The sequence below is a fragment of the Cupriavidus sp. GW822-FHT06G04 genome, from assembly GCF_058799075.1.
Map to the genome: position 1 here is coordinate 333,992 of NZ_JBXALD010000004.1, position 17,984 is coordinate 351,975.

19 protein-coding genes are annotated in these 17,984 nt (G+C 64.4%); 9 read left to right on the forward strand and 10 right to left on the reverse strand.

All coding sequences use genetic code 11. The features are described from left to right. Positions 1-195: 195 nt before the first annotated feature. From ilvC to AC1RKI_RS11905, 3 genes are all read right to left on the reverse strand, one after another. Positions 196-1,212 (reverse strand): ketol-acid reductoisomerase, encoded by a 1,017-nt coding sequence (ilvC, locus tag AC1RKI_RS11895; protein WP_042884644.1) that lies wholly within the window; start codon positions 1,210-1,212, stop codon positions 196-198. A gap of 130 nt (positions 1,213-1,342) precedes the next feature. Continuing rightward, positions 1,343-1,834, reverse strand: coding sequence for an acetolactate synthase small subunit (gene ilvN / locus AC1RKI_RS11900; protein ID WP_008643328.1), 492 nt, complete (start codon positions 1,832-1,834; stop codon positions 1,343-1,345). After that, complete coding sequence (locus tag AC1RKI_RS11905) at positions 1,835-3,598, reverse strand: acetolactate synthase 3 catalytic subunit (protein ID WP_490714923.1); 1,764 nt, start codon at positions 3,596-3,598, stop codon at positions 1,835-1,837. It abuts the gene before it with no gap. Between the two features lie 376 nt (positions 3,599-3,974). Here AC1RKI_RS11905 and AC1RKI_RS11910 point away from each other — a divergent pair, with 376 nt between their 5' ends. The 8 genes from AC1RKI_RS11910 (at position 3,975) to AC1RKI_RS11945 (ending at position 10,189) form a co-directional block, all read left to right on the forward strand. Further along, positions 3,975-4,541: an RNA polymerase sigma factor gene (locus AC1RKI_RS11910; RefSeq protein ID WP_061957799.1), complete on the forward strand. Its 567-nt coding sequence runs from the start codon at positions 3,975-3,977 to the stop codon at positions 4,539-4,541. Further along, positions 4,538-4,978: a DUF3619 family protein gene (locus AC1RKI_RS11915; RefSeq protein ID WP_227459819.1), complete on the forward strand. Its 441-nt coding sequence runs from the start codon at positions 4,538-4,540 to the stop codon at positions 4,976-4,978. Before AC1RKI_RS11910 ends, AC1RKI_RS11915 begins: the two co-directional genes overlap by 4 nt. Position 4,979: 1 nt before the next feature. Beyond that, positions 4,980-5,753, forward strand: a complete 774-nt coding sequence (locus AC1RKI_RS11920; RefSeq protein WP_061957797.1) for a DUF3106 domain-containing protein — start codon at positions 4,980-4,982, stop codon at positions 5,751-5,753. Positions 5,754-5,889: 136 nt separating this feature from the next. Beyond that, the gene (locus AC1RKI_RS11925) at positions 5,890-6,429 is read left to right on the forward strand and encodes an RDD family protein (protein WP_061957796.1); all 540 of its coding nucleotides are present in this window, start codon (positions 5,890-5,892) and stop codon (positions 6,427-6,429) included. Then, positions 6,426-7,469, forward strand: coding sequence for an esterase/lipase family protein (locus tag AC1RKI_RS11930; protein ID WP_492795451.1), 1,044 nt, complete (start codon positions 6,426-6,428; stop codon positions 7,467-7,469). Before AC1RKI_RS11925 ends, AC1RKI_RS11930 begins: the two co-directional genes overlap by 4 nt. A 99-nt stretch (positions 7,470-7,568) precedes the next feature. Then, entirely contained in the window at positions 7,569-8,555 is a 987-nt protein-coding gene (locus AC1RKI_RS11935) for a UDP-2,3-diacylglucosamine diphosphatase (RefSeq protein ID WP_061957849.1), read from the forward strand. Positions 8,556-8,646: 91 nt separating this feature from the next. Then, positions 8,647-9,765: a glycosyltransferase family 4 protein gene (locus AC1RKI_RS11940; protein ID WP_227459822.1), complete on the forward strand. Its 1,119-nt coding sequence runs from the start codon at positions 8,647-8,649 to the stop codon at positions 9,763-9,765. After that, positions 9,692-10,189, forward strand: coding sequence for a diacylglycerol kinase (locus tag AC1RKI_RS11945; protein ID WP_150979341.1), 498 nt, complete (start codon positions 9,692-9,694; stop codon positions 10,187-10,189). Before AC1RKI_RS11940 ends, AC1RKI_RS11945 begins: the two co-directional genes overlap by 74 nt. 117 nt (positions 10,190-10,306) lie before the next feature. On the opposite strand, the gene AC1RKI_RS11950 is transcribed toward AC1RKI_RS11945, so the two are convergent. Together AC1RKI_RS11950 and AC1RKI_RS11955 are read right to left on the reverse strand one after the other, a co-directional pair. After that, positions 10,307-10,891: an LOG family protein gene (locus tag AC1RKI_RS11950; protein ID WP_150979342.1), complete on the reverse strand. Its 585-nt coding sequence runs from the start codon at positions 10,889-10,891 to the stop codon at positions 10,307-10,309. Further along, positions 10,888-11,598 (reverse strand): TetR/AcrR family transcriptional regulator, encoded by a 711-nt coding sequence (locus tag AC1RKI_RS11955; RefSeq protein ID WP_150979343.1) that lies wholly within the window; start codon positions 11,596-11,598, stop codon positions 10,888-10,890. Before AC1RKI_RS11955 ends, AC1RKI_RS11950 begins: the two co-directional genes overlap by 4 nt. 140 nt (positions 11,599-11,738) lie before the next feature. On the opposite strand from AC1RKI_RS11955, the gene AC1RKI_RS11960 reads away from it, so the two are divergent. Further along, positions 11,739-12,473, forward strand: coding sequence for a DUF1120 domain-containing protein (locus tag AC1RKI_RS11960; RefSeq protein WP_150979344.1), 735 nt, complete (start codon positions 11,739-11,741; stop codon positions 12,471-12,473). On the opposite strand, the gene AC1RKI_RS11965 is transcribed toward AC1RKI_RS11960, so the two are convergent. The 5 genes from AC1RKI_RS11965 to AC1RKI_RS11985 all read right to left on the reverse strand — a co-directional run bounded on the left by AC1RKI_RS11965 (position 12,474) and on the right by AC1RKI_RS11985 (position 17,787). Beyond that, positions 12,474-13,076 (reverse strand): DUF924 family protein, encoded by a 603-nt coding sequence (locus AC1RKI_RS11965; RefSeq protein ID WP_244786961.1) that lies wholly within the window; start codon positions 13,074-13,076, stop codon positions 12,474-12,476. It lies immediately after the preceding gene. Beyond that, positions 13,063-13,488, reverse strand: a complete 426-nt coding sequence (locus AC1RKI_RS11970; protein WP_341247993.1) for a group II truncated hemoglobin — start codon at positions 13,486-13,488, stop codon at positions 13,063-13,065. Before AC1RKI_RS11970 ends, AC1RKI_RS11965 begins: the two co-directional genes overlap by 14 nt. 11 nt (positions 13,489-13,499) lie before the next feature. Beyond that, on the reverse strand, positions 13,500-16,073 hold the full coding sequence (locus tag AC1RKI_RS11975; protein WP_492795455.1) for an ABC transporter permease: 2,574 nt from the start codon (positions 16,071-16,073) through the stop codon (positions 13,500-13,502). A 38-nt stretch (positions 16,074-16,111) separates the two neighbouring features. Continuing rightward, the gene (locus AC1RKI_RS11980; protein WP_244786959.1) at positions 16,112-16,711 is read right to left on the reverse strand and encodes a DUF4126 domain-containing protein; all 600 of its coding nucleotides are present in this window, start codon (positions 16,709-16,711) and stop codon (positions 16,112-16,114) included. A gap of 128 nt (positions 16,712-16,839) precedes the next feature. Beyond that, positions 16,840-17,787: a LysR substrate-binding domain-containing protein gene (locus AC1RKI_RS11985; protein WP_150979347.1), complete on the reverse strand. Its 948-nt coding sequence runs from the start codon at positions 17,785-17,787 to the stop codon at positions 16,840-16,842. Between the last annotated feature and the right edge of the window lie 197 nt (positions 17,788-17,984).

Here is a 17,984-nt window from a genome sequence, read left to right on the forward strand (position 1 = left end):
TAAAGGGCCGTCGAGGCGAAATATAGGAAAAATCAGGCCTGCGCCTGAAAAAGTCCGACAAGGATAACAAAAAGCCGCCCAATCTCCGCCGAAATGTCTCCTCAAACGCAGGAGACCGGGGGGCGGACTGGGCGGCTGCGGCGGGTTGGCGCGGCGCCTCGCCAGAGGCAAGGGGCCGCGCGCGGCCCGTAGTGCTTAGTTCTTCGACTGGTCGACCAGCTTGTTCTTGGCGATCCACGGCATCATCGCGCGCAGCTTCGCACCCACTTCCTCGATCTGATGCTCGGCCGTCAGGCGACGGCGGGAAATCAGCGTCGGCGCGCCTGCCTTGTTTTCCAGCAGGAAGCTCTTGGCGTATTCACCGGTCTGGATGTCCGTCAGGCACTGCTTCATGGCCTTCTTGGTCTCTTCGGTCACAACGCGCGGACCGGTGACGTATTCACCATACTCGGCGTTGTTCGAGATCGAGTAGTTCATGTTGGCGATGCCGCCTTCGTAGATCAGGTCGACGATCAGCTTGAGCTCGTGCAGGCACTCGAAATAGGCCATTTCCGGCGCATAGCCGGCTTCCACCAGCGTCTCGAAACCAGCCTTGATCAGTTCCACGGTACCGCCGCACAGCACGGCCTGCTCGCCGAACAGGTCGGTTTCGGTTTCTTCGCGGAAGTTGGTTTCGATGATGCCGGCGCGGCCGCCGCCGTTGGCGGTGGCGTACGACAGCGCGATGTCACGCGCAGCGCCCGACTTGTTCTGATGCACGGCGATCAGGTGAGGCACGCCGCCGCCTTGCGAGTACGTCGAACGCACCGTGTGGCCCGGGGCCTTCGGGGCGATCATGATCACGTCCAGATCGGCACGCGGAATCACGGCGCCGTAGTGCACGTTGAAGCCGTGTGCGAAGGCCAGCGCTGCGCCTTCCTTGATGTTGTCGTGCACTTCGTTCTTGTACACGTCGGCGATCTGCTCGTCCGGCAACAGAATCATGACGACATCCGCGCCCTTGACCGCTTCGGCCACTTCCTTGACCTGCAGGCCGGCGTTCGCGGCCTTGTTCCACGACGCGCCGCTCTTGCGCAGACCGACCGTCACGTTCACGCCCGAATCCTTCAGGTTCAGCGCGTGGGCGTGGCCTTGCGAGCCATAGCCGATGATGGTGACGTTCTTGCCCTTGATGAGGGAGAGGTCGGCGTCCTTGTCGTAAAACACTTTCATGATAGTTCCTTCAATTTCTCAAATCTTCGTATAGGGTGGCGGCAGGACGTTCAAGCCTGATGGCTCGGGGGCGTCATGCCGCATCGGGATACTGCGTGTCGGCTTGTGGCCGTGCTGCCGGGGGCGCCCGTCAGACCTTCAGGATGCGTTCGCCGCGGCCGATACCGGATCCGCCCGTTCGGACGGTTTCCAGGATCGCGGTGCGGTCGATGGCATCGAGGAACGCATCCAGCTTGCCGCCGTTGCCGGTCAGCTCGATGGTGTACGTCTTTTCGGTCACGTCGATGATGCGGCCACGGAAGATGTCTGCGGTGCGCTTCATTTCCTCGCGCTCCTTGCCGACGGCGCGCACCTTGACGAGCATCAGCTCGCGCTCGATGTGTGCGCCTTCGGTCAGATCGACCACCTTGACCACTTCCACCAGGCGGTTCAGATGCTTGGTGATCTGTTCGATCACGTCATCCGAGCCGGTCGTGACGATGGTCATCCGCGACAGCGACGCGTCTTCGGTGGGAGCCACCGTCAGCGTTTCGATGTTGTAGCCACGCGCCGAAAACAGTCCCACCACGCGCGAGAGCGCGCCGGGTTCGTTTTCCAGCAGGACCGAGATGATGTGTCGCATTTACAGGTCCTCCGCGCCGAGCAGCATTTCGGAGATACCCTTGCCGGCCTGAACCATCGGCCACACGTTTTCCGTGGGGTCGGTCTGGAAGTCCAGGAACACGGTGCGGTCCTTGAGTCGGAAGGCTTCGCGCAGCGCAGGCTCGACATCGGAAGTCTTTTCGATGCGCATGCCCACGTGGCCATACGCTTCGGCCAGTTTGACGAAGTCAGGCAGCGCGGTCATGTAGGAATGCGAGTAACGATTGTCGTACTCGATTTCCTGCCACTGACGCACCATCCCGAGGTAGCCGTTGTTGAGCGAACAGATCTTAACCGGCGTGTCGTACTGCAGGCAGGTAGACAATTCCTGAATGCACATCTGGATCGAGCCTTCACCGGTAATGGTGACGACTTCCTTGTCCGGGAATGCCTTCTTGATGCCCATTGCGTACGGCAGGCCCACGCCCATCGTGCCCAGGCCGCCGGAGTTGATCCAGCGACGCGGCTCGTTGAACTTGTAGAACTGCGCGGCCCACATCTGGTGCTGACCAACGTCGGAGCAGATGAAGGCATCGCCCTTGGTCAGTTCCCAGATCTTTTCGACCACGTACTGCGGCTTGATGATTTCGGAGTTGCGGTCGTACTTCAGGCAATCCACCGAACGCCATTGCTCGATCTGGTCCCACCACTTGGCCAACGCCTCGCGCTTGGGCTTGACGTCGCTGGCTTTGATCTGGGCGATCAGTTCCTGCAACACGTCCTTGACATTGCCGACGATGGGAATATCCACCTTGACGCGCTTCGAGATCGACGACGGGTCGATGTCGATGTGGATGATCTTGCGCGCCTGCGACGTGAAATGCGTGGGGTTGCCGATCACGCGGTCGTCGAAACGTGCACCGATGGCGATCAGCACGTCGCAGTTCTGCATGGCCATATTGGCTTCATACGTGCCGTGCATGCCGAGCATGCCCAGGAACTGCTTGTGCGTACCCGGGAATGCACCCAGGCCCATCAGCGTATTGGTGACGGGATGCCCGGTCAGTGCGGCAAGTTCGCGCAGCTCGTCGCTCGCGTTGGCCAGCACCACGCCGCCGCCGGTATAGATATACGGACGCTCCGCAGCCTGCAGCAATGCCACGGCCTTGCGGATCTGGCCCGAGTGACCCTTGTTCACCGGGCTGTACGAACGCATGTCGACGGTTTTCGGGTACTCGAACTTGCAGGCGTTGCGCGACACGTCCTTCGGGATGTCCACCACCACGGGACCGGGGCGGCCGGTCGCGGCAATGAAGAACGCCTTCTTGATCGTCGCGGCCAGGTCGCGCACGTCCTTCACGAGGAAGTTGTGCTTGACGATCGGACGCGTGATGCCGACGGTGTCGCATTCCTGGAATGCATCCTGGCCAATGGCGTGGGTCGGCACATTGCCGGTAATCACCACCATCGGAATCGAATCCAGATAGGCCGTGGCAATGCCGGTGACGGCATTGGTCACACCCGGACCGGAAGTCACCAGGGCGACGCCCACCTTGCCTGTCGCGCGTGCATAGCCGTCAGCGGCATGCACGGCGGCCTGCTCGTGGCGCACCAGGATGTGTTCGAATTTCTTTTGCTTGTGGAGCTCGTCGTAGATATAAAGCACTGCGCCGCCGGGATAACCCCAGACGTATTCGACGCCTTCTTCGGCAAGTGCGTTGACGAGGATTTCCGCTCCGATCATTTCGCGAGCGGAGGATGAATTGCTGTCTGCGTGGGAGAATTCCGCGCTGGGCATGTTCATTTCAGTCCTTTGCAATTTTCGGCAAAAAATTGTTTGGATGCTCTCTGCCGGGCTTGTGGCTCGGGTTCAAGCGGTGCGCGTCTGCATGAGAAGACCGCCTCATAAGCGGTCCGATGAGACAACCACTGATGTCGTGAACCGACGATGATACTGCAACGCACCAGCGCGGTAAATGAACTTTTTGCTTTGGCGCCCCACCGCGGCGCGCTGACACGACACATTTGCCGTTCCGGCTCTTCGCCCCATGTCTGCAATTGAATACAGCAGTGGCCCAAGTCACCTATTTTTTGCTAGCATCGCAGACACTTCCCGAACGCCGCAGGCCTTACGCGGCACATTCGGCCCGGCTTTGCGCCCAACCGCTGTTTCTGCCTGCATGGCCACCGACAAGGAACTCTCCGACTTTCTCGCCAGTGTCGAGCGCCGCGCCTTCAAACAGGCGGTTTTCGCCGTTCGTGACGACGAGGCCGCACTCGACATCGTGCAGGACGCCATGATCAAGCTGGCGGAAAAGTACGGCGACAAGAGCGCCGCCGAGTTGCCGCCGCTGTTCCAGCGCATTCTGCAGAACACGATCCACGACTGGTTCCGACGCCAGAAGGTCCGCAACACCTGGGTCACGCTGTTTTCGAACCTGCGCGACGAACGCGACGGCGACGACAATGACCTGCTCGACACGCTGGAGGCGCAGGCCGGGTCGCAATCGGCCGAAAGCAGCGCCGACAAGGTCGAGCGGTCCCAGGTGATGAACATCATCGAGCAGGAAATTCAACGTCTGCCGACACGTCAACGCGAGGCTTTCCTGATGCGTTACTGGGAGGATATGGACGTGGCCGAAACCGCAGCGGTGATGGGTTGCTCGGAAGGCAGCGTCAAGACGCACTGTTCCCGTGCAACGCACACTCTGGCACAGGCCTTGCGCGCGCGGGGAGTCCGACTATGAGCAGAAACGAACGAGATATCCAGGAACGGCGCATCGCCCACGAGATCCGCTTGGCACTTGATGCCTCGGCGGAGGCGGTGCCGCAAGACATTGCCGCGCGCCTGGCGGCGGCGCGGCGCATGGCCTTGGCCGCCAAGAAGGCCGAGGCGCGCGCGCACGTGCCGCAGCTCGCGCTGCCGGGCGTCTCGCACAGCCTGTCCTTCGACGACGACGATTCGCCGCTGCACCGGGCCGGTGCATGGATGCGCAAGCTGGCGCTGGTGTGGACGCTGGTGGCGCTGGGCGCGGGCCTGCTTGGCATCTACCACTGGCAGCAGCAGCAGCGCGTCGAGGAACTGGCCGACGTCGATGCGGCGATGCTGCTCGACGATCTGCCGCCGACTGCCTACGCCGATCAGGGCTTCCACGTTTTCCTGAAACGCGATCGCGATCAATAAGATGGCACGCGCACCTTCCCGTACCGACGCCTTCCGTCGCCGGCTCGCCAGTCTTTGCGCAGCCGGCCTGACGGTCGCTGCACTGGGCGCCGATGTTGTGATCAGTGCGGCGCAAGCGCAGGGCAATGCCGCCAGCCAGCCCGCAGCGCGTCCGGTGCTCAATGCGCATCCGACATGGTCCGAGCTGTCGACCACGCATCAACAGGTGCTCGCGCCGCTGCGGCCGCTCTGGGACACCATCCCCGAACTCAATCGACGCAAGTGGCAGCGCATTGCGGATCTGTATCCGAAACTGAAGCCCGAGGAACAGAAGCGCCTGCAGGAACGCATGGCCGACTGGGTCAAGATGACACCCCAGCAGCGCCGTCTGGCCCGCGAGAATTATCAGATCACGCGCACGCTGCCGCCCGAGAAGAAGGCCGAGGCATGGGATCGATACCAGCAGTTGCCTGAAGAGCAGAAGAAGAAGCTGGCCGCGGCGGAAAAAGTGCCGCGACGCCCCGGAGCCGTCAGCGCCTTGCCGTCCGGCAAGCGCCCGCCGGCCGACACCGCCCGGCAAATTCGTCGACCGGAAACGAAATCGGCCAGCGAGCCGGAGGCGATATCCGCATCGGCACCGGTCGTGCAGACCGTCAGTGGCGCGGCCGCTGCCAGCCCGGCGCCCGTCGCTGCGCCCCCCGCCGCCCCGGCTCCTGCGCCGGCACCGGCGCTGTCGCCGCCGGTCAACGGCGAGGCCGCGACCGATTTCAACCAGACCGATTCCCAGCGTCAGTAAGCGCCCGGTGTTTCGCGGCGTCGCACCGGTGACATCGGCGCCGAAAGCATCCACCCACATCGGCGCACCCTCCGAAGCGGCCATCCTGCCGTCGCCGCTTTGGCATAATGGCCGCTTCACCTGACCGCCTTGCGCCATGCCCGCCGCGACTCCTGCCGCCGACTCCCGATCCACCACAATGCCGCTGCGCACGCCACCGCTGCGCCGTCGGCTGCTATGCATGCTCTACGAAGGCGTCCTGCTGTTTGGCGTGCTGATGGCGGCCAGTGCGGTCTATGTCGCGGTCCGGCCGCTGCTGCAGCGCGCGGGAATCGACCGTCCCTATATCGACCAGGCGTGGATGTTCATCGTGATGGGCTTCTATTTCGCCTGGTTCTGGCAGCGAAACGGCCAGACGCTGGCCATGCAGACCTGGCGCATCCGTCTGGAGAATGCGCACGGCAGGCCGCCGCGTTGGTCGCAGGCGGTTTTACGCTTCGTGCTGGCGTGGCTGTGGCTGCCACCGGCAGCCGCGGTGGGCCATGCGCTGGGACTGACCAAGGGACCGTTCATCGGTGCCCTGGCCGCCGGATTGGCGATCTGGATTTCGCTGGCCTGGCTGGACCCGCGACGGCAGTTTCTCCATGATCGCCTGGCCGGCACCCGCCTGACGGATCTGCGCCAGCCGCAGCCATGAACCTCACGGCCGCCGCGCTGCGCCGGGCCGCCGTGTTGGTGCAGGCTGCGAGCGCATGCGCGGTGGCCGCCTGCCTGAGCAGCGTGACAGGTTGGCCGTGGCCGCTGGCGCTGGGCAGCGGCATCGTGGTGGTTCTGCTGATTTTCGGCGCCAGCGTGGCGCTCGCGTTTGCCGTCACGCTCGGCGGCTTCGGCATCCCCATGGCGCAGCGCCCGCCCGCCGACATGCGAGCTGACGGCCCGGCCCCAATGCAGTCCCACATGCCGGGCGATATCGCGCGCCGGTCATCGCTTGATCTGCGATCCGCGGTGGCGTGCTTTCTCGCCGAATACCGCGCGGTTTTTCGCATGTTCAATTGGCTGCAGCCTTTCCACTCGCGACTTTCGTTCAACCCACCGGCGCACCCGTTGCCCGATGCGCCGCCGGTGCTTCTGGTGCATGGCTACGGCTGCAACCATGCGATCTGGCTCGACATGGCGCCCGCACTGGCCGAGGCCGGTTACTGCTGCGAAGGTATCGACCTGACGCCGGTGCTCGGCAATATCGACCAGTACGCAGTGCAGCTGCTGCAACGCATGCGCGCGATCAAGGCGCGCAGCGGCCGCGCTCCGCTGCTGGTCTGCCACAGCATGGGCGGGCTGGCCGCGCGCGCCGCGCAGGTGCTGGCCGCCCGTTCGGGCGATCTCGACGCCTGCGCAGGCATCGTCACGCTGGGCAGCCCACACCACGGCTGCGCGCTGGCGCGCTTCGGCAGCGGTCACAACGCGCGGCAAATGCGCTGGCAGAGCCCCTGGCTGGTGGCGCTGGCAGCCGCCGAAACACCGGCGATGCGCTCGCGCATCGTGTCGGTCTTTAGTTGGCACGATTCCATTGCCGGCCCGCCCGGCACCTCCTGGCTCGACGGCGCCCACCATCTCGCGCTGGATGGCATCGGCCATGTGTCCCTGCTGCGCCACCGCCGCGCGATCGATGCAACGTTGGCCGCGCTGACGATATTGCGTCGCGAAGCGGCGCGGCGCGACGCAGTGGCGCCGCCCTGATTCACCGGGAGTTCAGCATTCATGTGACATTCATGTTTCCGTCACGGCTTCGTCATGACGCGCTGGCCCAATGCTGCCATCGCCGATACCGGGGCCGTCATGGTTCAAGCCATCCGATCTGCTCGCATAAGTTTGACCAGGGTTACGCAACGTCTGCGTGGAAGGCCCGACCCAACGCTCTCGATGTCCGCGGCACTGGCCGCATTCATGCCGCCCCCGACGGAAAGGTCCGCCGCGCCTCCATCGCTGCGCGAGCCCGCCGACCCCGCCACGCTCCCCGCCTCGCCTGAACCGCCCACGCACCGCTATCGCGCCATCTGGCTGTCCGACATCCATCTCGGCACGCCCGGTTGCCAGGCCACGTATCTGCTCGACTTTCTCAAGCACAACGAATCCGACGTGCTTTATCTGGTTGGCGACATCATCGATGGCTGGCAACTGCGCCGTGGCTGGTACTGGCCGCAAAGCCACAACGACGTGGTGCAGAAACTGCTGCGCAAGGCGCGCAAGGGCACCGAGGTGATCTACGTGCCCGGCAATCACGACGAGGCGGCGCGCCAGTTCGATGGCATGGCGTTCGGCGACATCACCGTGCGTGAGGACGCGGTCCATGTCACCGCCACGGGCAAGCGGCTCTGGGTGGTGCACGGCGACCTGTTCGACGGCGTGGTGCAGCACGCCAAATGGTTGGCCTACCTCGGCGACTCGCTGTACACGATGATCCTGGCCGTGAACCGGCACTTCAATCGCGTGCGGGCGCGGCTTGGATTCGACTACTGGTCGCTGTCGCAATACCTGAAGCATCAGGTCAAGAACGCCGTCAGCTACATCAACTCGTTCGAGCACGCGATGGTGGACGAAGCGCGCCGCCGCGGCTGCGACGGCGTGGTCTGCGGCCACATCCACAAGGCCGAAATCCGCGACGTGAACGGACAGCTCTACTGCAACGACGGCGACTGGGTGGAAAGCCTGTCCGCCCTGGTCGAGACCATGGAAGGCGAACTGAAGATCGTCTACTGGACCACGCTGCTCGATCCGCCCGCTCCGGCCGGCCGCCGCCGTCGCGCCGCCAACGTCGCCGCCTGACCGCCATTCCCACCCCGCATCGCGCGCCCGCCATGCAGGCGCGCGATGCGGCGCCTCACCACATACGGCACAGCCGCCGCAAGGAGTTCCGATGAGAGTCCTGATCGTCACCGACGCGTGGGAACCGCAGGTCAATGGCGTAGTGCGCACGCTGAAATCCACGCGTCGAGAGCTCGAAGCCATGGGCCACGAAGTAAATCTGCTCACCCCGCTGGAATTCCGCACGATCCCCTGCCCCACCTATCCCGAGATCCGCCTGTCGATCCTGCCTTCGGCAAAGGTTCGTCGGCGCATCGACGCGTTCCAGCCCGATGCCTTGCATATTGCTACGGAGGGTCCGCTCGGGCTGGCCGCGCGCGCTTATGCGCTGCGTCACAAGCTGCCTTTCACCACGGCCTATCACACGCGCTTTCCGGAATATGTACAGGCGCGCTTTGGCATTCCGCTGGCCTGGACCTATCGATTCTTGCGTTGGTTTCATGGCGCGGCGCGCGCGGTCATGGCGCCGACCCCGGTGGTACTGGACGACCTGCAGCGCTTTGGCATTACCAACGGCGTACTGTGGACGCGCGGCGTTGACCTGGACGTGTTCACGGCGCAGCGAGCGAACGTTTTAAACACCGCGCATCCGATCTTTCTGTACGTGGGACGTGTGGCGGTGGAAAAGAACGTCGAGGCGTTTCTCCAGCTCGATCTGCCCGGATCGAAATGGGTGGTGGGCGATGGCCCGGCGCTGGCGGCGCTGAAGGCCCGTTACCCATCGGCCAACTATCTCGGCGTGCTGAAGCAACCGGAATTGGCCAGGGTGTATGCTTCCGCAGATGTCTTCGTGTTTCCAAGCCGGACTGACACCTTCGGGCTGGTATTGCTGGAAGCGCTGGCCAGCGGCCTGCCTGTGGCGGCATACCCGGTAACGGGGCCGATCGATGTGCTGGGTGACAGTCCGGCCGGCGTCATGCATGATGACCTGAGAGAGGCATGTCTGGAGGCGTTGCGCATCGACCGCGCGACGGCACGCGCCCACGCGGAGAAGTTTTCTTGGCGCGCGGCCTCCGAGCAGTTCCTCAAACATCTGCGTCCGCTGTCGGCGACAGTGGGCGGATCCGACAATCCGGCATCTCCCGTCGCACCCGATCATGGCCAAGCCCCATCCCACGCTACCGCCCGATCCGTCGCTGCACCGGCCGACCACCACGCAGGTGGCCGCTGAAGTGGAATCGGAATATTCGATCGCCAACAATCCCCACAAAGGCAACCGCGGCCTGACGCGGGCATGGCATGCCGCCATCAACTCGATGTCGGGCCTGCGCTATGCCGTGCTGGAAGAAAGCGCTTTCCGGCAGGAACTGACGCTGGTGATCATCCTCACGCCGTGCGCATTCATCCTGCCGGTGTCGGTGGTCGAGCGCGTGTTGCTGCTGGGCACGCTGCTGCTGGTCCTGATCGTGGAGCTGCTCAATTCGAGTGTCGAAGCGGCCATCGACCGAATCTCGCTGGAACGCCACAGCCTGTCGAAGCGTGCGAAGGATTTTGGCAGTGCGGCGGTCATGCTGGCGCTGATCCTGTGCGGCGGCACATGGATCGCCATCGGCGGACCGCACGTGGTGCGCTGGATCGGGATGCTGGCGAGCTAGCCCGCAAAACAAACACCCCAAGCGCTGGCGTGCAGCCTTGGGGTGTGTTCTGGTCTGGCGACGGCTCCGCAGCGCAACGGCGTGAAACCGTCCCGCCGGTCGTGGGTCTTCGGCGATTCAGGTCTTTTCGCGCGCCGCCTGCCACTTGTCGACGCGCACGCGCGGCGCGGCCGCCAGTTTGCCGAGCAAACCCGACGGCGAACTCGAAACATGCAGCATATCGGCATGGACCTGCTTCAGGAAACCTTCGCTGACGGCATGGCTCAGGAAAGCCAGCATGCCGTCGTAGAAGCCGGCCACGTTGAGCAATCCGACAGGCTTGTCGTGATAGCCGAGCTGCGCCCAGGTGAAAGTCTCGAACAGTTCCTCGAAGGTGCCCACCCCACCGGGCATGGCGATGAATGCATCGGCGCGGTCGGCCATCATCTGCTTGCGCTCATGCATATTGCGCACCACGTGCAGTTCGGTCAGGCCGCGATGTCCCACCTCCTTCTGCATCAACGCATCGGGAATGATGCCGATGGCCATGCCGCCGTGGGCCAGAACGCTGTCCGCCACGATGCCCATCAGGCCGACCTTGCCGCCGCCATAGACCAGCGCGAGGCCCTGTTCCGCCATGGTCTTGCCGAGCACCTTGGCCACCTCGGCATACTCGGGCCGAACACCGGGGCTCGACCCGCAATACACGCAAACCGCTTTCATCTCTTGTCCTTTTCGGCCCTGGCGGCCTCGGCTTCGGCCTTTTGCGTCGCATATTCGCGCGCGAGCTGGTCGAATGCCTCGCGTGCCTTGCCGCGCAGATACGGCGCCAGGATCGAGAAAATGTGATAGCTCGACCCATGCAGATAACCGCGTATCTGCTCGGGATCGTTATATTGCCGCGGATGTTGCACGAACTGGAACGACAGCCAGTAGGTGGCAATCACCACGATGTTGGTGCAGACGGCGTCGACCTGCTCCGGCGTGGCTTCCATGTCGCCGTCTTCCTGGAACTGCCGGCAGATTTCCAGCGCAAAGCGCTTCTTCTGTTCGACGATGCGCTTGAAGTTGGTTTCGAGCATCCGGTTGCGCGCCAACAGATCGTTGATGTCGCGATAAAGGAAGCGGTAGTTCCAAAGAAACTCCGACATGTACTGCAGATAGCCCCAGCTTTCTCCCAGCGTGGCCTTATGGTCCTCCGGCATCTTGAGCCGGCGCTCCATTTCCTGCTCGAAGCGCACGAAGATGGAGTTGATGATGTCGTCCTTGTTGCGGAAGTGGTAGTACAGATTGCCAGGGCTGATCTCCATGGCTTCCGCAATCGTCGTGGTCGTGACATTGGGCTCGCCAAGTTCGTTGAACAGACGTAGCGAAACATCCAGGATGCGGTCTCTGGTGCGGCGCGGACCGGCTTGCGGTTTGGCTTCCATGGGTATCGGACGGACTTTGTATCTGCAGGATTCGGATTATAAGCACAGTGGGCGGGCCGGCCGACGGCATGTGACGTGTGCGCTGCGGACCTTCCAAGCATTCTACGATTCAGACAATTCAGCCAAGACACCACAATCGAGTGTTCGTGAAGCACACTTGCATGCTCGTCTTCCCTTCCACGCTGGAGCCACTCTTGAAGCGTCTTCCGTTTTCTCTTGTCCTTGGTGCGCTCGTCACCGCGTCCGTTTTAGCGATGCAAAGCGCGCCAGCCGCCACCACGTCGGATTTTCGCTTGCGCGCCGATATGCTGCCCGCGTCCTGCGACCTGACGATCTCGAACAACGGCATCGTCGACTTCGGCGTCATCATGGCGGCCAGCCTCAGCGATACCGGCTTCACCCGGGTCGGCAAGCGGGACATCACCCTGAATATCACCTGCGATGCCGCGGCCAAGGTAGCGATTTCCGCCTCGGACGGGCGACCGGGGACCATTCCCGCCGGCATCGGCAAGTTCCTGTATGCGAATCAGGATGACGCCTCGGTGTTCGGCGCAGGCAATGTCGACGGCCACAATATCGGCGGCTATCTCGTATATCACAACGCCGATGGCACCGCGGACGGGGTGCCAGCCTACGTGATCAGTTCGGAGGACAACGGCATCTCGTGGGTGGAGTCGCATGGCAGAACCAATTCGATCACGCCGACGCGGATCCACGGCTGGTCAAGAACCGTTGGCGGCACGCCGGACAGCTTTACGGTGACCTCGCAGCCCTACGTGGTGGAACTGGCGCTCAATCGCAAACAGGACCTGCCCGCGCTAACGGGTCAGATTCCGATCGACGGGCTGGTGACGTTCACCATCCAGTACCTCTGATCAGAACGACGACCCCGGCTGGCTCAGGAAGTGCAGCTCTTCGGTGCTGCTCTGTCTTCCCAGTACCGCGTTGCGATGCGGAAAGCGGCCGAAGCGCGCAATGATCTCGCGGTGCCTTACGGCCCATTCGACGACATCCACCTTGCCGCCGGTCTCGTCGCGCAGCGCTTGCGTCTCGCGCACGGAAATCTCCTGCGCCTCGAGCGATTCGGCATGTTCGAATGGCAGATAGCAGAACACGCGATGCCATGGCGTCGGCAGCTGATGATCGAGCCCTTGCAAAATCATGCGCTGCGCCAGCTCCAGAGCCAACCCATCGGTAGCAAAGCTGCGCGCGTCGCCGCGAAACATGTTGCGCGGGAACTGATCGAGCAGCACGATGCGCGCGCAGGCGCCTTCCGCCGTCACGGACCACTCATCGGCCGCGCCATCGCAGGCGGCCTGCCAGAGCGAAAGAAACCGCGCGCGGATGTTCTCGTCGAATGCGTCGGAATTGGTAAACCATTCCCGGCGCGACGCATTCCATGCGGGCGATCCGGGCGTCCCAAACCAGAAGTCGAGCACCGCGCGCGCGGCTTCGGGCGTGCTCTTAGCGCTGGACATTGCGCATCCAGTCCGCGGTTTGGAACAACGCCTGCATCAGCCGCATTTGCAGGTCTTCGGACAACCCGACGTCCTGCATCGCCAGCGCCATGCAACGCATCCACTGGTCGCGCTCGCTGGTGCCGATCTCAAATGGCAGATGACGCGCGCGCAGGCGCGGATGACCGAAACGCTCGATAAAGTAATTCGGGCCGCCCAGCCAGCCGCATAGAAACCAGAACAGCTTGTCGCGCGATCCGTCGAGCGACGGCGGATGCAGCGCGCGCAATCCGGCGAACTCGGCTTCCAGATCCATCAGGTCGTAGAAGCGGTCCACCAGTTCGCGCACCCGCTTCTCGCCGCCGATCAATTCATACGCGGTGATCTCTTCCCGCTGGTCGTCTTGCGGGGTATCCGCAGATTCATGGCTCATGGCACTGTCACTCAATTCACATCGCGCAGCGTGGCCAGGGCCGGTTGCCGCAACACTTCGCGCAATCCCAGCCAGCCGCCCGCAAAAGCGCACAGCATGCCAGAAACCACACCCACCGGCACGATCCACGGGTTGAAGCGGTATGGGAAATCGAACACGAACTGCGACAGCCCCCAACCGATCGCGATGGCGCCCAGGCTTGCCAGGAAGCCGGCAAGCCCACCCACCACCAGGAACTCCGCGTACTGGGTCTGCCGCACCAGCGCAGCAGGCGCTCCTAACGCCTTCAGCAGCCCGGCATCGCGCTTGCGCTCGTCGCGCGCGCCCGACAACGCCGCGTAGAGCACCGTGACGCCAGCCAGCAACGTGAAGATGAACAGGAATTCAACCGCCGCAATCACCTGGTCGAGAATTTGCTGGATCTGCCGCAGGATCAGGTCCGTATTGACGACGGTGATATTGGGAAATGCCGCGGTCAGCTGATTACCGAGGGCGGCCTTGGCGGGCGGCAGATGAAACGAGGTGATGTAAGTCTCCGGAAGTCCCTGCATCTTCGATGTCGGCAGGATGACGAAGAAATTCACGCGCATCGATCCCCACTCGAGCTTGCGCAGCGAGGTGACCGGAGCTTCGACGATCTGCCCGGCGACATCAAACCGCAAGGTGTCGCCGAGGCTGATATGCAGCGTCTTGGCAATACCCTCCTCCACCGATGCGCCAGCCAGTCCGGCGCCCGCGCCATCCCAGCGGCCAGCCACCACCTCGTTGCCATCCGGCAGCTTGTCCATGTAGGAAAGATTGAACTCGCGCTCGACCAGATTGCGCGCCCGCCCGTCCGGGTAGCTGTCGGCCCGCACCGGCCGCTCGCCGATCTGGATCAGGCGCCCGCGCACCATGGGAAAAAGCAGGTCGTCGACACCGTTCTTTTCCAGCATCGCGCGCAGCGGCTCGCGCTGGTCGGGCTGGATATTGATGATGAAGCGATTGGGCGCGTCGGCCGGCGTGGCGTTGCGCCACGAATCGATCAGATCGTTGCGCGTCATGCCAAGCAACAGCAGCGCCATCAGCCCCACCGCAAGCGCCACGGTCTGCAGCACCGTCACGCCGCGCCGCCGTTCCAGCACGGCCAGCGCAAAACGCCAGCCCACGCTGCCGCGCGCCCGACCGCGCATGCCGCGCGACAACGCCATCAGCAGGCCCAACGCCAGCAGCGCAAACACGATGCCGGCGGCCACAAATCCGCCGGCCGTCGTCACGCCCAACTTGAGATCGCGTGCGGCGGCCATCAACAGGGCCACGAAGGCGCCCAGGCCCAGCGCATAGGCGATCCACGCCGAGATTGGCGGCAGGCCGATATCGCGCCGCAGCACGCGCAGCGGCGCCACGCGCGTCAACGCCAGCAACGGCGGCAAGGCGAAGCCGCCGAGCAGCAGCATGCCCGCCGCCACACCGATCAGCGCCGGCACGATCGACGGATGCGGGAGCGAGACCTGCAGCAGCCCGCCCAGCGACATCAGCAAGCCATAGTGCGCCGCATAACCGAGCGCCACGCCAACCACCGCGCCGCCCAGCCCGAGCATCAGGAATTCAATGGCGAACGCCGCCAGAATCTGCCCACGCGACAGGCCGAGGCACTTGTACACCGCGCACGCATCGGTATGGCGCTGCATGTAGCGGCGCGCCGACATCGCGATCGCCACCGCCGCGATCATCGACGACAGCACCGCCACGAGCGACAGGAAGCGCTCGGCACGGTCCAGCGTGGCGCGCATCTGCGGCTGGCCCGATTCGAGCGATTCCACGCGTGTGTTGCGCAGGTGGCGCCGCGCGATCTCGTCGGCCGCCCACTGGCGATAGTTGGCGGTGGCGGCGTCGGGCCCGGCCACCAGCAGCCGGTACGTCACCCGGCTGCCCCAGCCGATCAGCCGGGTGGCCTCGAGGTCCGACATTGGCAGCATCACGCGAGGCGCGAAATTCATGAACCCCGCGCCGCGATCCAGCTCCTGCGTCACGATCCGGTCGATGCGGAACGTCTTGCTGCCGAGTTGCAGTCCATCGCCGATGCGCAGATGCAATGCGATCAACAGCGCTTCGTCCACCCACACTGTGCCGGGCGCGGGAATCGTCCGTGCTTCGGATTCCGCCCCGCCGGGAGATTCGGCCACCTTGATGCGCCCACGCAGCGGATAGCCGTCGGTCACCGCCTTCAGCGCGGCCAGTTGGCTCGGCGCTTCGGCCTGCGCGGCAGCGCCCGGCGCGCGCGCGGTGGCCATGCTGGGAAAGGTCACGGTCTGCGCCACCTGCAGCCCATCGCGCCGGGCCCGCTCGGCGAACGCCGGATCGAACGGCTGATCGGCGACCAGCAGCATGTCGGCGGCGATCATCTGGCGCGCGTCGCGCTCGAGGCCCAGGCGCATGCGATCGGCCAGGAAGCCGACGCTTGTCAGCGCCGCCACCGCCAGCACGAGTGCAAACAGCAACAGCGTCAGTTCTCCCGCCAGCCAGTCGCGCCGCGCCATGCGCAGCGCCTGTCTGAATGCGGAAAATTTCACGTTACGTACCACGGGAGAGGAGGCAGTCGACATCGGAGCAGAGGTAGCGGTCGGGCGTCAGGCTGACGGATTCATGGACGGCTGGGCGGCTGGGCCTTGCCACGCAGGCTGGCATGCAGGCGCCGGACGCCGCGCCAGAGCTTGGGCACCAGCCAGATGGCAATCGCCAGGAACAGGGCGAGCATGACGAAGAACACCACGGGCAGGAAAAATGCCAGCAACAGCCCGCCCATCGTGCCGACGTCCTCGGTGAATGAGGCCGTCCAGTTCGAAAATGGTTCAGGCGATACATTGATCAGCGCGCGCGTGCCCGCCTTGGCGGCGTGCGCCGTTCCGGCCAGCGTGCCACCGATCAGCCCGGCGGCCACGGTCCATTGGGCGTCCATATGCCCGAATGCCGCGGCAGCCAGGATCGCGCCGGCAGGAATCCGGATAAAGGTCTGAATGCTGTCCCAGGCCGTGTCGAATCCGGGCACCTTGTCGGCCACGAATTCGGCCGCCGCCAACGCCCCGGCCACGCCGATCACCCACCACGACGACAGCACATGCAGGCCGGCCGGCAAGTCCAGCCAGCCCAGACGCGCCAGCACGCCGGCGGTCAGCACGGCCAGATACAAGCGCAGACCGCTGGCCCAGGACATGCCGGCGGCCAGCGCGGCGGTTTCCAGCATGACACCCTCGCATGGTTTTCACTTCGAACGTTCGAGGAGTGTAACGCCAGCTGGCGAGTCGGCGCGCCGGACGCCGTGCCCGCGCCGGGGTGTGGCTTGCAGATTGCGCGCCGCCTCGCGCGGCCGCCCTACCCGGTCGCCGATTCGAGACGCGGCAACTGCGGCAGATCGGAAGCCACCTCGGCGATCATGCGGCGCAGCCACGTGACATCGGGCGCCGCATGGCAGCGCTCATGCCATAACTGGTAAAAACGCATGCGCGGAAACGCCACGGGCGACGGCACCATGCGGATCGGCAGGTATTGCGCATAGTGGGCGGCAAACTGGCGGCCCGTGGTGAAGACCATGTCGGTCTTCATCAGGACATAGGGCACCAGCCCGAAGTACGGCAGCGTGACCTGGATATTGCGCTTGTAGCCCTGCTCGGCCAGCGCCTGGTCGATCATGCTGCGCTGCATCGACGCATACGGGGCCGGCGCCAGGTGCGGCATCTCCAGGTAGTGCCGCAGCGTGAGCCCATGGCGCGCCAGCGGATGCTGGGCGCCCAGCATGCACACCACCTCGTCGTCGAACAGCGGCGAGATGTGCAGATGCTCGGGCGGCGACAGCCAGTTGCCGACCACGATGTCGAGATGCCCCTGTTCGAGCGCATCGAGAAAATCGGTGGACTGCGTCATCGGATGGACGAACAGCTTCGCGCCAGGCGCCAGACGCCGCACGCGCTCGACGATGTTGGGCAGGAAGAACGCGTCGAGGTAATCGGGCGCGCCGACATGGAACGTCCGTGTGGTGGTGGCCGGGTCGAACTGTTGCGGCGGGCGCGCGATGCGGTCCATCGCCGCCAGACTTTGTTCGGCCAGCAGCAGCAGTTCGCGCCCGCGCTCGGTGGGCACCATGCCGCTTTTGCCGCGCACCAGAATGGCGTCGCCGGTAATTTCGCGCAGCCGTTTCAGCGTATTGCTGATAGCCGGCTGCGACTGCCCCAGGCGGACAGCGGTGCGCGTCACGCTCTGCTCGGTCAGCAGGGTGTGAAGCACGCGCAGCAAATAAGTATCGAGATGATCGCGTCCGTGCATGGCAGGAATTGCCCCGCGCCTGGTCGGCGGCGTAGGTGGCGTGGGGGAAGGGAACGGCGCATAGTGTAAGACAGGCACGCGCAATTCGGTCAAATTCGGCGCCGCGGCCGCCCATCTGCAGGCGGCGTAAGGGAAGACCCGTAGATCGCCGCCAGACCGCCCCTGGCATGGGGTGGCCGCCGCCCGGCAGGACCCGC